The 14,603-nt window shown below is 46.8% G+C and carries 11 protein-coding genes and 1 pseudogene; 11 read left to right on the top strand and 1 reads right to left on the bottom strand.

From position 1 onward, the window contains the following. Positions 1-3 precede the first annotated feature (3 nt). The 11 genes and pseudogenes from EKM95_RS07795 (at position 4) to EKM95_RS07745 (ending at position 14,227) form a co-directional block, all read left to right on the top strand. Entirely contained in the window at positions 4-5,169 is a 5,166-nt protein-coding gene (locus tag EKM95_RS07795; protein ID WP_125697286.1) for a transglycosylase SLT domain-containing protein, read from the top strand. A gap of 3 nt (positions 5,170-5,172) precedes the next feature. Further along, positions 5,173-5,544, top strand: coding sequence for a DUF6711 family protein (locus EKM95_RS07790; RefSeq protein WP_125697285.1), 372 nt, complete (start codon positions 5,173-5,175; stop codon positions 5,542-5,544). Positions 5,545-5,557: 13 nt separating this feature from the next. Then, a complete protein-coding gene (locus tag EKM95_RS07785) occupies positions 5,558-8,323 on the top strand; it encodes a hypothetical protein (RefSeq protein WP_125697284.1) in 2,766 nt (921 codons plus the stop codon). Positions 8,324-8,355: 32 nt separating this feature from the next. After that, positions 8,356-8,811, top strand: a complete 456-nt coding sequence (locus EKM95_RS07780; protein ID WP_125697283.1) for a hypothetical protein — start codon at positions 8,356-8,358, stop codon at positions 8,809-8,811. Positions 8,812-8,823: 12 nt separating this feature from the next. Then, positions 8,824-9,093, top strand: coding sequence for a hypothetical protein (locus EKM95_RS07775; protein ID WP_125697282.1), 270 nt, complete (start codon positions 8,824-8,826; stop codon positions 9,091-9,093). 91 nt (positions 9,094-9,184) lie between these two features. Continuing rightward, the gene (locus tag EKM95_RS07770; protein ID WP_125697334.1) at positions 9,185-9,460 is read left to right on the top strand and encodes a hypothetical protein; all 276 of its coding nucleotides are present in this window, start codon (positions 9,185-9,187) and stop codon (positions 9,458-9,460) included. Positions 9,461-9,474: 14 nt separating this feature from the next. Beyond that, positions 9,475-9,714: pseudogene (locus EKM95_RS07765) on the top strand (phage holin); the annotation flags it as partial. A 29-nt stretch (positions 9,715-9,743) separates the two neighbouring features. Continuing rightward, positions 9,744-10,883: a GH25 family lysozyme gene (locus EKM95_RS07760; protein ID WP_125697280.1), complete on the top strand. Its 1,140-nt coding sequence runs from the start codon at positions 9,744-9,746 to the stop codon at positions 10,881-10,883. A 241-nt stretch (positions 10,884-11,124) separates the two neighbouring features. Continuing rightward, a complete protein-coding gene (locus EKM95_RS07755) occupies positions 11,125-12,057 on the top strand; it encodes a P63C domain-containing protein (protein ID WP_125697279.1) in 933 nt (310 codons plus the stop codon). Between the two features lie 444 nt (positions 12,058-12,501). Beyond that, on the top strand, positions 12,502-13,662 hold the full coding sequence (locus EKM95_RS07750; protein WP_125697278.1) for a DUF262 domain-containing protein: 1,161 nt from the start codon (positions 12,502-12,504) through the stop codon (positions 13,660-13,662). Between the two features lie 382 nt (positions 13,663-14,044). Continuing rightward, positions 14,045-14,227, top strand: a complete 183-nt coding sequence (locus tag EKM95_RS07745; RefSeq protein WP_125697277.1) for a hypothetical protein — start codon at positions 14,045-14,047, stop codon at positions 14,225-14,227. A gap of 28 nt (positions 14,228-14,255) precedes the next feature. On the opposite strand, the gene EKM95_RS07740 is transcribed toward EKM95_RS07745, so the two are convergent. Then, entirely contained in the window at positions 14,256-14,495 is a 240-nt protein-coding gene (locus EKM95_RS07740; RefSeq protein WP_125697276.1) for a hypothetical protein, read from the bottom strand. Positions 14,496-14,603: the final 108 nt, after the last annotated feature.

Below are 14,603 nucleotides of genomic sequence, written 5' to 3'. Positions count from 1 at the left end.
CCCATGGATGGAATTGATATTGGTGACATTAACACACGCTTCAATATTGACCTTAGCGGGCTTCGGGAGATGACAGACAAGGCCGTTTCTCTGTTCGAGAAGATGGGCGTTGCAGCCAAGCAATCTGGTGATAAGGCTAGTGAAGACGTAACCAAGGGCCTTGATATAAGTAAAGGAACCAATCGCCTCTCTGTACAGCTGGCAAAGATGAGTGAAACATTCACGTCTGCTTTCAAGCAGATGCAGGACACCAGCAGAAAAGGAACGGCTGGTGTTGCTGACGTTGGTGTCAAGAACATGAGCAAGATGCGGACCGGTGCCAGTAAAGAAGTCGATAGTCTGGTGCGTGACATTAACGCAAAAATGGAACAGGCCAGAGCTGCACAGCTCAAGATGCAGTCGCTTAATATCCGTCAAGCCAGTGCAAAAAGTTCGGGTGACACCGGAAAAGTATTGCAGTTTGATTCACAGATTGCTAGCGCCCAAGCGCAAATGCAAAGATATCAGAACCAGGCCAAGGATTTAGCTCAAAGCATGTCGCAGGAGTTTGATGCAGTTCCGGCTTCACTTCAACGCATCGCCGTATCAATGGACGATAACGAAGGCAAAATAAATCAGTTGCAGTCTAAGCTTAAACAACTGAAAGTGTCCTATTCAGAACAGCTGACACCGGTTAGCGGAGATTTCACTAAGGGCTTCACAATGGGAGATTCCAAACAATCACTCAGGACGAAGGAACAAATCGATAAACTCCAGACCTCTGTCAACAAACTAATTGCTGAGAATGATAGTTTAAACCTGACCTATGCAAAAACTGAAGATCGCGCCTCAGCCCTGAAATCTGCACTTTCTGGTGTGAACACGGAGTTAACAGAGGAAGGTGTGAGTGCTCGCGTAGCCAAGTCTGGTCTTGACTCGATGAACTCAAGCTCGGACAAAGGCAGCGGGTTCTTCAGCAAGCTTCGCAATGGGGCAAGCGGTTTCTTCGGCATCTTCAATCGAGAGGCAGGACGGACCACATCAGGTGCGGACAACGTTAGTCGAAGCCTCGGCGGCATCTCTCGTCAATTAAGCCAGGTTGGCGCATCTGTCTTTCTGTATCAGATTTTGGGACAAGGCCTCATGAGTTTAGTCAAGTGGCTTTGGACAGCGGCGGAGACGAATTCGCAGTTTGCCGGCTCGTTTAACCAAGTCCGAGTGAACTTGCTCACTGCGTTCTATCCAATTTATACGGCGGTTATGCCAGCTTTAAATGCGCTCATGTCCGGGCTTGCCAAGGTCACGGGCTATCTAGCCAGCTTTATTGCAACACTGTTCGGGACTACATACAGTGCTGCCAAGCAAGGTGCGTCTGGTCTCCAGACGCAGATTTCTAAATTAAACGAAACGGCCTCAAACAGTGGCGTATCGAAAGCCGCAAGCAGTGCCAAACAACTAGCTGACAACACCAGTGACGCAACGAAGAAGGCCAAGGATCTTCAGCAGTCTCTGGCAAGCTTTGATGAGATCAACACACTGCAAAAGCAATCTGATACTGATTCAGCAACTACACCATCAACAAGCACTCCTAGGGATACAACTGGCCCGGACTTTAATGCAGCGACTGCTAACTATGGGACACCAGCTTGGTTGAGTCAGTTAGCAAAGAGCATCAAGGATATCGCTGATGATTTGTGGGAGCCAATTGCAGCTGCTTGGGGCAAGGTTGGTAAGCGAGTTGTTGATGCGTGGAACTCCGCTTTGGGTGAAACGTGGGGCTTGATCAAGTCGATTGGTAAGTCGTTCCTCGAAGTGTGGGACAACGGGACCGGCCAAAAGTTCATTGAGAGCCTGTTAATATTGCTCGCTGATGTTCTCGGAATCATTGGTGATATTGCTAAGGCTTTCAAGGATGCGTGGAATGACGACGGTCACGGCACACGGATGATTCAGACTCTGTTTGACGCATTCAATGCCGTATTGTCTTTGCTTCACGAAATTGCCAAAGCGTTCCGAGATGCGTGGAACTCTGGTGTTGGGGAATCGATTGCCAAAAACATTCTCAGCATCTTCACTAATATCAATACAACCATCGAGAACATCGCAAAACGGCTTCAAACGGCCTGGGATGATCATGGGGTTGGTGAGAAACTGTTCAGCACCATTCTCGGAATGGTTAACGATATTATTGGCGCAATTAATAAAGCTTCGAAGGCCACTGCAGACTGGGCAAATTCACTTGATTTCGAGCCATTACTTCAATCTGTTAATAATCTGATCGGTGCGTTACGACCGTTTGCTAAAAATATTTGGGACGGGCTCGAATGGGGGTATGAAAACTTACTACTGCCTTTATCCAGTTTCATGATTACAAAAGTTTTACCAGATTTTTTCGATGTTCTTTCGGCGGTTTTGAAGGTTCTCACCGCAGTCCTTAATGATATAAAGCCTGTTGTGAAATGGCTATTTGACAGTTTTCTGGGACCAATTGCTGAGTGGACAGGAGGATCATTTCATTCGATTATGCAGGGTGTTGTTACAATTCTCACTAAGTTGAGCGAATGGATCAGTAAACACCAGAAGTTAGTTGATGCGATTGTGGTGTCGCTTGCTGCGTTGCTTGCGTTGAGGGTAGCAAGTGGATGGCTTTCGTCAGCAACAGGGATACTGGGAAAACTCGTTGATAAGGCTGTTAGCCTTTCAGGGAAAGAACACGTACTCCGTGACTTCTTCAAAGGCATCACTGGCGTTGATAAGCTGGAGGGTGCCGTCGGTCAGCTCAAAAAAATGTGGAGTATTGTCAGTGAGAACTGGCAGGATTCTTCGATGTTCAAAGCTTTACGGAGTGGTCCTTTGGCAGGAGCGACACAATCGATCAAGGGGGCAGGGGGACTAGGCGGTTTGACGACAGCAGGCAAAGTAGCTACTGGGCTTGCTGGTGCAGGAGTCGTGCTCGGCGCCGGTTGGGATATTGTCTCCGCTATCAAAGAAAAGAATCCAACCAAAAAGTTCGAAGGCTTTGGTTCTGGGGCCGGCACGGCTATTGGTGGCGGCCTAGGGCTATTCTTTGGCGGACCGCTTGGAGCTGCTATTGGCTCTCAAATTGGTGGCACTATTGGAAAATGGGCGGGAGATGGTGCCAAGAAGTTTACCGATGGTTGGAACGCTGTTGGTAAAGGTAAGAAACCTGATGATTGGCTTGGCGGTCTTGGCTGGAGTGCCAAACAAATGACCAAAAAGTTAGGTGATTGGTGGAATGATACAAACGAGGCAAATCAAAATTACAACGCTGAGATGATTGCCAAACAAAAAGAAGCCAACACAAAGTCGAAAAAGAACTGGGATGATTTTTGGGGAAAAGTTGGAAAGGGACTTGCCGACACATGGTCAACAGCCAAGAAAAAGACTACTGATTGGGGTACAGATATACACACATGGTGGTCTGATACTTCTGCAAGCTTTGGAGCTAAATGGAATAAGTTCTGGGGCGATACGGGCGATAATCTGAAACACACTTGGAGTGCAGCTAAGACGAATACTTCCAACCTGTTTGGACAAATATCCGATAATGCGTCCTCCACATGGTCTGGAGTAAAAAATAATGTGTCATCTCTTGCTGGAAATGCAAAAGATGGTGCACTTTCGGCTTGGAATACTTTGAAGACTAAGTCTCAGCCATATTTCTCCGATGTTAAAAGTACGGCAAAGTCAGCATTTACTTCAGTGTCCTCGTGGGCTGGTAGCCTCGGAGGAAGTATTGGTTCAGGGCTCAGTAAGGGATATAACGCCGTCAAACAAGGTGCTGCTAAAATCGCGAACGGGATTACTGGTATTATCGGCGGGGCAGTTAATGGCGTGATTAGCGGTATCAATTGGGTGCTTAGCAAAGTCGGATCCGGCACTCGTCTCTCAGCATGGAGCATTCCAAGCTTCGAGGCTGGTGGACGTCACAAAGGTGGTCCTGCAATCGTAAACGACGCTCCGGGAGATGTCTATCAAGAGGCCTATCGCCTGCCTGATGGACGAAGTGGACTGTTTCCTGCGCAACGTAACTTGTTACTGAACTTACCTGCTGGTACGCAGATTATGCCAGCACAACGAGTGGCTCAGAAAATGGTCTCTCAAGTTCCACACTACGCTGGAGGCCTGTTTGATTTTGACTTTGATTTCAAGATGCCTGATCTTAGTGGACTTTCGAATCTGTTCGGAGACATTGCCTCTGGCGTCAATAGCTTTGTTGATGGCGCAGTTGATACAATTTCTAAGTTCGTTGGTAATCCCAAAGGACTGTGGACCTGGGTTGTTGAGCAGTATGCAGGTTTAACTGGAAAGTCCGGCATCGGCGTCAGCATAGCTAGCGGAGCAATCAGTAAGATGGCTGGTGGGGCCACGGCAATGCTCAAAAAGGCGCTGAGCCTGTTTGAGTCTGCTGACCCTGTTGGTAGTGGCGTGGGTCGTTGGCGGCCAGACGTCAAGCATGCGTTAAGCATGTTGGGTCTTTCTACTAGTAGCAGCATGGTTGCTAAAGTGCTTCGCCAAATCAACACCGAATCTGGTGGTAATGCCAAGGCAATGGGCGGTGATGACGGCTTGTCAGACGGTAACGCGATGGGCCTGATGCAAGTTAAGCCAGGTACTTTTGCCGCCTATGAATTGGCGGGTCATGGCAACATCTGGAACGGATTTGACAACATGTTGGCAGGCCTGAATTACGCCAAACATAGATACGGATCTGATTTATCCTTCTTGGGGCATGGTCACGGATACGCCGATGGTGGGCTGATCAACAAAGACGGTCTCTATCGGGTCGGTGAACATGATCTATCAGAGATGGTGATTCCTTTGACAAAACCAGCCCGGGCAATGGAACTCATGCAAGATGCTTTGTCTGTTATGAAACTTGGCGATTATTCCATGGTTACGCCTGACATTGCTAATGAGCCAAGCCTCACCAGCAGCCTTGGAAAGTCTGGGGCTTCTGTTCAGACAAGCGGTTTGTCTGGCCTGGATGCGCAGACCATCGGTAGCTTAATTGCTGAAACTATCAGCGAGATCCTCGGTGGTGGCAAGCAATCTGACACTGATATGGATGTGTCCATGCAGGTCGATAGCGACGTACTTGGCCAGATTGTGATTAAAGCGATTAACAAACGTATTCAGAAGTTGGGTTATAACCCAATCAAATTATAGGAGATGGTGAAATTGTCGGCAGTTTTGACAATCAATGGTAAAGCCGTGACGGCACCGAAATCATTCACAGCGGTGGTTCAAGATATCGATGGCAATTCAACCCGTGATGCGAGTGGAAATATGCATCGTGATCGAATCACAACCAAGCGGAAACTTACCATCGCCTGGGGGCCACTTAGCAATAACCAGATGGCAACGATCATGCAAGCCATCAGCGGCGTGTTCTTTCCCGTAATTTATCCTGATCCAGTAACTGGTGGCCAGAAAACTGCCACCTTTTATGTTGGTGATAGGACGGCTGCTGCATATAGTTGGAACGAGAAACTTGCTTCGCTGATGTGGCAGAACGTTAGCTTCGATTTGATTGAGCAATAGGAGGTGATCAATATTGCTGCTAAAACCACAAGCGGTCCATGATGCATGGGCTGCAACGCAACGAGTACTTGATGTGAAGGTAAAGATTGGCACCACCACGTACACGGCAACAGACGTCACCAGCTTAAGCTATGATTCAGGAGCTATGAATGGTGAGGCCTTGACGCTTGGGTCAACGTATACGAATACAATTAAGATTTCCTTCAGCCACTTGGTAGAAGGCTTACAGTTACTCGATGAGATCACACCTCAAATTGGCATCCAGCTTCCTGACGGGACTTGGGACTTCACTGATTTGGGAGTCTTCGTGATTGATAGTGAGGTCCAGCAAGACCGGAACAACAACACAACAACCGTCTCGGCATCTGACCGCATGTGCATGCTCGGTGGCACTTATACATCCAAGCTCACGTATCCGGCTGCAATCAGCGATATCGCAATTGAAATCGCAAATATGGCCGGGGTAAAGGTAAACGAGGACGATTTCGCGCGCATACCGACAACTAGGGTTGTGGCGCTTGATGGTATGACATATCGTGATGCGGTCGGTTATGTGGCACAATTTGTTGGCGGATTTGCTACTTTTGATCGTGAGGGACTTCTAGATATTCGGCTTTTGAACGATTCGAACCTGGTGATTAGTCCCAGTCAGTACCAATCGATGGGCCTGACGAAGAATGAGGCTCCGTATCGCATTGGGGGGATTCAATGCACCGTCACAACAACGACCACTGATGACAGCGGAAACGAGAGTCAAAACAGCATCACACTTCAGTCTGGTAGCAGTTCAGGGACACAGATAGTCTTCACTAATCCAGGTATGAACCAGACCTTGCTTGATTTGCTGTACGAACAGTTGCAGGACCTGAACTTCTATCCATTCACGCTAAATTGGTTCGGTGATCCAACGCTTGAAGCCGGTGACTGGGTCACGCTTCAAGATACAGCTGGTAATGAGTTCAAAACACCCAACCTGTTGTACTCAATGACCTTTAGCGGAGGTCTCACAGCTACAAGTAAAGCTGATACTACCGTCACGGCATCCGCCAATTTCGTATACCGCGGTCAACTTAGTCAGTTTGTTGAAAACGTCCGACAATACATTAACGCTGCCGGTCACGTAGTCTCTGAGGGTATTGACGAGCCCTCTCATCCAAAGATTGGTGATATCTGGTTCAAAAAAGACGGTCCCGATACTACGATCATGACATATGTGGTGGATCCTGATACACAAATTGGTTTATGGAGTGAGGGTCCGTCAACCAAACCTAACGAACAGCTACAAGCTGATTTGGTGCGAACACAATCAGAAACAGAAGCAGCTAAAACTGCTGCCGATGCTGCCATGAAAGCTGCAAATGACGCTGCGACCGAGACTAATTCGGTAAATCAAGCGACTCAAAGTCAAATTTCTCTCCTCCAAAATGACATTAACCTGCGTGTCACGAAGGATGGTCTTCTGGACCAGATCAATATTGCAGCAGGAAAAACGTTGATCCAGTCATCAGGGTCCATTTATCTCGATGCATCAACGGTCGCATTCAGTGGTGCAGCCTTTATCCCAGACGCAGCAATTAGTTCATTATCTGCTGACAAACTGACTGCAGGTACAATCGATGCTGCTGACATCAACGTTGTGAATATCAATGCATCGGCAATTACTACAGGTATTCTATCAGGTGCAAATATCAGTATGAATCTAAATACAGGTGAAGTCTTATTTCAAAAAGGTAGTATCAAGTCCACCGACGGACATCTAGACATTGAAATAAACAACGGAACCTTTTCACAGACTGATGCAACTGGTAATGGATTTATTGCCAAAGAAGGCGGCCTAACGTTCACCAATGGTGCCACAATGTTGTCAGAATCCGCTCCAGCTTATGGATCATTAGGTTATAATAGCGCATATCTAAACAGTCTTCCGGGTCTTTGGATACGGGGCAAGTTATCCGCTGTAATAAGCACACAAGACTATTCTGATTGGGATCCATTCAACGACTTTATGGGTGGTGACGGGGCTGTAATTGCGGCTTCATCTATTGGGTCGATTATGTACTCGAGTCAGAAAAGCGTGATATATGGTGGAAATAGGTTCAATGTATATGGGGGGACAAACCGGCCGTTTATATGGGTCGGCTCGACCTCAACGTCAACTTCGTCGTTTGGCATCCAAGTTGATAATACAACGGGTAGCCCAGGTAACGAAATTGGAATACATGCGAAGGCAGTAGTTTTAAATGCGGAAAATGTAAATGATAAAACCCCGCTAACTGGTGATTTAGTTGTGGCAACTGACAGTCGTAGCGGTTATGTCCGTAGTACGTCAACATATAATAGAACGTATTCAGGCAGCTCGAATATGGTAATTACCTCTAACGGTGTGCTCGGCCGCGTTACATCAGCTCGCAAATATAAGCTGATGGACGAAGATGCGGAGGACGTCATCAGCGTTGCTAAGAACATCCTTAATATCAATCCTAAGTCTTGGTACGACAAAGCCGAGGTTGAGACAATAGCGGCCGCTGAGACGCAAGGAAACGAGCTCGGGTCTGACTACCAGTTGAAGAAATATTACGGTTTCATAGCCGATGACTTTGCCGCAGCGGGTCTAACGCAAGTGGTCGAGTACAGGGACGGCGAGGTCGACTCACTCGATTATGACCGTATCCCGATGTATCATAACGTCATTTTGTCTGATCACGAGAAGCGCATACGGACACTTGAAGACGAAAATAAATTGTTAAAAGAACAGATTCATAAACTCATGGCTGCCTAGATGGCGGCCATTTTTATTGGAGGAAATCACATATGAAAATCAAACTCGCTAACTCATACTTGGTCCCGGCTATCAACTTCTTGCAGGCCATCAAACTAAAGGGGGCCGACAGTATTGCCCGCTCTAAAATGGTCAAGCTTTTGAATAAATCCTTGGAGTCCCTGCAAGATGCAGAAAAAGAACTAATAAATCAATTTGGCGAACGAAAGGATAATAATAAGCCCGTTACTGAAGATAATCCTCTAACTCGTGAAAATGATGGTCGCGTTAAAATTCAGCCAGCTAAGCTCGATGAATATCTTCATGCGCACACCATATTAATGAAGCAGGTAGCAGAAGTTGAAGGTGGCACGTATGTCAACCATATTGATGACGTAGCTCATCTTGTTGATAATTATGCAGCTAATCACGAACTTGATGGTCAGGATGCAGAGGCATACTTCGGCCTGCATGAATCTTTTTCCATCGCGAAAAAGGAAAAAAACTAGGAGAATTAAATTATGGCTTTAACGATAAGCAAATATATCAACATCACAGGCACCTCACGAATCAATGAACAGGCTGTCATGAGTCTGAGTGCAAATATTGCACATGGTAGTGGCCCAAGCAGTGTGACTGCATCAGTGATTAATCAAGCCACATACGAAGCAAATAAGAAAGAAACTCGAGCTGACGTTGCCGCCTTTCAGCAACTGGTATACGATACAGAAGATCAACTAGACAACGATTTAATTGCTGACGATACGGCCAATAGCACAGCCGACGATTAATGTAATTATCAAATATAATTGTGGCGGCGTTGTAGCCGCTATTTTTGTTGAATGGAAGTGAAATGATGTGGATTTTAAGAGTTGGTTAGACATTTTTGTAGAGTTGGGCGGGGGGGCTTTGGTTGGTTGGTTTTTAAGCCAGTGGCAGACGCATCGAAAACACGGAAAGGCGATTTATGCGGGGCTTGTCGGCCTGTTGCACCATGATGTTTATATGCTTTGCAATCAGCACATCGGGGCCGGGTATATCAGTACCGACGATCTTGACGATTTGAATTACCTTTTCCGCAGCTACAAAGCCCTGGGCGGAAATGGAACGGGTGAAGCACTGTACAACAAGGTTTTACAACTTCAGATCAAAAACTGAAAGGAAGGTTCAACATGAAGATTAATTGGAAAGTACGAGTATTGAGCGGAAAATTCTGGCTGGCAGCAGTGCCGGCATTACTCCTAGTCATTCAGGCAATTGCCGCAGTGTTTGGGTATAAGTGGGACTTTGCTAATCTTGGCACCCAACTGACTGCAGTGATCAATGCGGTGTTTTCTCTGCTTACGATTCTTGGGGTTGTGACTGATCCGACGACCGCGGGCGTGTCCGACAGCACTCAGGCTTTGACCTATACGAAGCCTAAGCAGGAGGATACAAAATAATGACGTTAAAAATCGTTGATCTCTCAAGCAATAACCCGAACTGGAAGGAACAGATCAAGGGCACCGATGGCGCCATCATCAAGGCCACTCAGGGCACTGGATACGTTAATCCACTCTGCAATGCTCAATATGCTGGTGTCAAAAAGGCAGGTGGGGTACTCGGTTTGTATCACTATGCTGGCGGTGATGACCCTAAGAAAGAGGCTCAGTACTTCATCGCGCAGATTAAAAACTACGTTGGCACAGCAACACTGTGGCTGGACTGGGAAAGCAATCAGAACTCTGCATGGGGAAACAACGCCTGGGGCAAGACGTTTGCTACCGAGGTCCATCGTCTCACCGGCGTATGGCCCGGCGTATACGTTCAAGCGAGTTCAATTGCACAAGTCGCTTCGATGGCTGCTAACAGTGCCTTGTGGTTGGCCGGATACCCAACGAATGAAGCAAGTTGGTCTGTGCCTGACTTCATTTACTCAACCGGGGCATGGAAAGACGTTACTATTTGGCAATTTACTTCTGGTGGTGGTCTTGACCGGAATATTGCATACCTCGACAAGGCGGGCTGGGAAAAGCTAGTCAATGGCTCAGGCACTGTCAAAGTTACAACACCAGAAAAGCCGGCAACGACTAAGCCAAGTAAGCCTGTTGCAAATCCCGTAGCCAAGCGAGCAGCTAAGGCAGTCAACGTGATGTATGGCTTCCATCAACTTGGTGGTGGTTGGCTTGGTGAGGTGACAAACTTCGGTTCGGGGGACAACGGCTATGCCGGGGTACCCAACAAGCCGAACGACTACTTCTATGCCAAGGTATCTCACGGCAGTCTCAAGTTTCACGTCCATACCGTCAAGTCCGGCTGGTTGTCCTGGATCACGAAAGGCAACAAGGCTGATCTGGTCAACGGGTGCGCCGGGATCAAGGGTGAGGCAATCGATGCGGTCGAGCTGATCTACACCACGCCCGCGGGTGAGACTTATCAACAGGCATACTATCGCAGCCAGACGACCAAACGAGCCGGATATTTGGGCGTTGTTTGTGATGATGGTAAGTCGCTGGCGGCGTTTAAAGATTCGTACGCTGGCATCATTGGCGAACCAATGGACAGGCTTCAAGTTAAGATTGCGGCGGCAAATCCGTTCTAACATTAGGGCTCGCCCTTTGCGGGGGGGGGCTATTTTTGTGCGGTCCAAATTGGCATATCGATATGATATGCTAAAACGGCATTGCATATCATCGAATGATTTTTTTAAAATGGAGTATCGTTTCTCACGGCCTCACTCCTTCGGGGGTGGGGCTTTTTTTGTGCGGTCCAAATCGACATATATATATGATGTGCTAAAATGGCATTACATGTTAATGTGCTGAATGCTTAGGGGGAATTTTATGAGTAACATAGAAGAAATCGCTAATTCCGGGTATGTTGAGATTGGCGATACAAAGTTGTACAGCTTTGTTACGAAGACCGGTAAGAGGCTAATTACCGCCACTGACGTTTTCAATGCTTTAAAACGTTCGAGAAGGGGCGAAACTCGAGTTAATGGTTACCCAACCTTTATTGGTGCTCGAAACATTGTTCCATTTATTACCGACGATTTGGCGGCGAAGGTACAACCGGTAAAATATAGAGCCAAAAATGGCAAAATTGCAGATGCATATGATGCAACAATCATACCGAGCGTTGCTGATCTATATATCGAGGCTCATGATAAAGGCGTGCTTTCCCTCGCGCAAGAGGAAGTATACCAACGTTCATTACTCATAATTCGCTCGCTCGCAAAGGTGGGGATTACAGCCCTAATTGACGAAGCCACCGGCTATCAATATGATCGAGAGTCACAAGCTTTACAGAAGCTTCTGAGCGCCTATCTGTCTGAAGATTTATTGAAATGGCAGGCACATTTTCCGCGTGAGTTCTATGAACAGGTATATCGACTTAACGGAATCTCCGATGCTTTTGATCCAGCAAATCCTAAGCGACCGCAATGGATTGCTGGTTTCACTAATAAATATGTTTATGGAATTTTTCCAGAAGAGGTCATGAAAGAGATTCACAATAGGAATCCTCTGAGTACATCACCCCGAAATGTAGTGTATCGGGCGCATAAAAACTTTCAATTCCTATCCCAAGGCACGGGGCTGCCCCAGCTCGACCAGCATCTGGCAAAACTTATTGGAGTTATGATGCTTTCGGATAATATGACGGATTTTAGTGAGAAGTTTAAGCGAGTTTTCGCTAAAGAGCTGGAGCGTAAGCAGGTGCAAGACGATATTAAAAACGGGTTAGTACCACTGTTTTATCCAGAAAAAATCGAATGATTTGTTTTAAGTGGAGCATAGTTTCTCACGGCCTCACCCTTTGCGGGGTGGGGCTTTTTTGTGTGCAAAAAATCACACAGTTGCAGAGACATAGAAACGTTGATTTTACAGAATTTAGCAAAAGATGTAAAACTGTGCAAAAGACGTGAGAGTCCTCATTTCTCAAGGGATGGGGCGCTTTTCTTTTGGCTTCGTCAGCCTTTACATCAGAAATTCCTTTATACCGGTGTTTGTTTCTTGAGGTCTCCTTTTGGTTGAAGAAGAAAAACCCGTCTTGGGGTTGACTGCACCCCAAGATAGTGACCGTCGGATGAATGGCGTGACTGCATGACAAAGCATGAAGGTTGCACGCGCAAGAAAATGATGGTAAGATGCTTTTGCACAAGCTGCTAAAAATAGCTGCTAAAAATAGCTGCTAAAATTTTGAAATGATTGGAGACTGACATGAGGTTAAATGAACGAAAACTTAAAACGTATAATTTTGACCCGACAAATAGCAAGATGTCTAGATCCATACGAGACTTAAATCAATATATTTCTGATGGGGTCTTGTCTTTACCGCAATATCAGAGGGATATCAGCTGGAACACCAAGAAGATGGTTGCGTTGTTAAATTATCAGTTGTTTGGGAAGGCGCCAATCTCACCGTTGTCTCTTAATGAAATTCTTGATAAAGAGGCTGCCACTCCACAAATAAGCCTGATTGACCGGCGGCCAATGACCGATGATGAACTTGCGAGGGTGAAGTGGTCAGTAATCGATGGTCAACAGCGGTTGACCACTAACTACTTAGCGTATACGAACGCTGCTGGAATTAGTAATGTCGTATTCGACTTTGGCAAGGCTACGTTCGTAGAAGCAAAAATCCCCACATCAAACCAGATTCCTGCTGGCATTTTACTAAATAAAAACATCGAGAAGCTTAAGAAATATTTAGCTGGCATGCCTGGTTATGATCCCACACGCCATTACTCGTACATCATCGATATCCGTGAAAAACTTTCTAAATATGAATATACACTGCACATTGCTGAAGATATGACGCAAGAAGAACAACTAAAGTGGTTTGAAGTTTTGAACAATGCTGGTAGCCGAGTTAGCAAGCTGCAGCTTACGTTCTCGCGGTCTAAGGCGTACGACTTTGATATCTATACAGACTATGCCAATAAGTTTAAACAGCTTGCCTCAGACTATGGCTATGGAGAACTGTTTAGCCCGTTTTCCACATCTCTTTCATATCCGGTTGCGCTTTTGAACCCTGCGTACGAGAAGTCAAGAGCCACATATCATAAAATGAATTATTCGCCTATCCCTTCTGACAATAAGGCCGGACAGTTGAGTAAGCTTGACGCAACTCAGATGCGCCAACTTTCGGACACGACGCTGAATGCACTAAAGCGTGTACTGGATTTTCTCGAAGACTCCGGGCTACAAGGCCACATCAAACGAATGGACTACATTTTGTACTTGACCGGGTATGATGTTCTTGTAGGTGTCAATAATCAGAACCAGGTTAAGCTGGTTGATTGGGTACAGAACGTTGACTTTACAGATAAAACTTCTTCTGAACGTCGTAAGATATTCTCGGATTTGCTGCTGCTGTAATGCGTTAGACTGCTAATTAAGCCTTCGGGCTTATTTTTATTTATATAGTGTTGACACTACACGAAAGCCGTGCTATACTATATTCATACCTAAGGAAAGGAGGCGCAACGTGAGTAAGAAGCAAAAGAAAGAGCCTTTATACGACAAAGCAACCAAGCTACTAGCCATAACCTTGGTTGTCGTCGACATCATCGATAAGATAGCCGACATCGTACAAAAGCTCAGATAGCGACAGCAGGGCGAAAGCCCTGTTTGTCATACAAATCTTACCACGTGACAACGCTAATGAAAAACAATAAGCTCACGACCGTATTGGCGGTACTGCTCGCCATCGACATCATCGTTACCGTCATCGGATGGTTCATTAAATAGGAGGCACACCATGGCTCAAACAGACGCACAGAAACGGGCCCAGGAAAAGTACGAAGCCGACAACCGAGAACGCCGCCGGTATCTTACCAGCCGCTCAACTGCTCGATCGTTCATACGGAGCAAGGCGACCGCCGAGGATCTCGGCGAGCTGCAGAAACTGATCGACCAGCGGAGAAACGAACTACAAAAATAGCCGGAGGCGTTGAGCCAGCGGCCGGTGTTCATTTCGCTGTCGCCCCCGTCAGCTGGACCGCGTAGCATTGCGCCAGCTGGACGGGATTGAGTGGCTGCTGGTTGATGTCAGCAATCATCGCGGCCAACTCGTCTCCGGTTGTGTCGGCATCAAAGAATCCGGCAAAGTGCAGGTGGTTGTGCTCGTGTTTCTTCCATAGAAGGTACACGCCGGCTGTGTCTGGGTCATGTGTCATCAAGGTGTCTCCGAACCAAATCAATTCGTCCATCGCGGGATCCTCCTGAAAGCGTGATTTTCAACAAAATACGGTACAAATGCGGTACAAGGCGCCGCAAACGTTGGTGTGGCGCGATGTGCTCTTACTACCCTCAAGTAA

The sequence above is a fragment of the Lacticaseibacillus yichunensis genome (assembly GCF_003946405.1).
Classification (GTDB): Bacteria; Bacillota; Bacilli; order Lactobacillales; family Lactobacillaceae; genus Lacticaseibacillus; species Lacticaseibacillus yichunensis.
This window is presented reverse-complemented; position numbering and strand designations above follow the sequence as displayed.

Excerpts from the sequence above, each read along its gene's own strand:
- EKM95_RS07795 (WP_125697286.1), top strand. The coding sequence starts at position 4 with ATGGATGGAATTGATATTGGTGACATTAACACACGCTTCAATATTGAC.
- EKM95_RS07790 (WP_125697285.1), top strand. The coding sequence starts at position 5,173 with ATGGTGAAATTGTCGGCAGTTTTGACAATCAATGGTAAAGCCGTGACG.
- EKM95_RS07780 (WP_125697283.1), top strand. The coding sequence starts at position 8,356 with ATGAAAATCAAACTCGCTAACTCATACTTGGTCCCGGCTATCAACTTC.
- EKM95_RS07775 (WP_125697282.1), top strand. The coding sequence starts at position 8,824 with ATGGCTTTAACGATAAGCAAATATATCAACATCACAGGCACCTCACGA.
- EKM95_RS07760 (WP_125697280.1), top strand. The coding sequence starts at position 9,744 with ATGACGTTAAAAATCGTTGATCTCTCAAGCAATAACCCGAACTGGAAG.
- EKM95_RS07755 (WP_125697279.1), top strand. The coding sequence starts at position 11,125 with ATGAGTAACATAGAAGAAATCGCTAATTCCGGGTATGTTGAGATTGGC.
- EKM95_RS07750 (WP_125697278.1), top strand. The coding sequence starts at position 12,502 with ATGAGGTTAAATGAACGAAAACTTAAAACGTATAATTTTGACCCGACA.
- EKM95_RS07745 (WP_125697277.1), top strand. The coding sequence starts at position 14,045 with ATGGCTCAAACAGACGCACAGAAACGGGCCCAGGAAAAGTACGAAGCC.
- EKM95_RS07740 (WP_125697276.1), bottom strand. The coding sequence starts at position 14,495 with ATGGACGAATTGATTTGGTTCGGAGACACCTTGATGACACATGACCCA.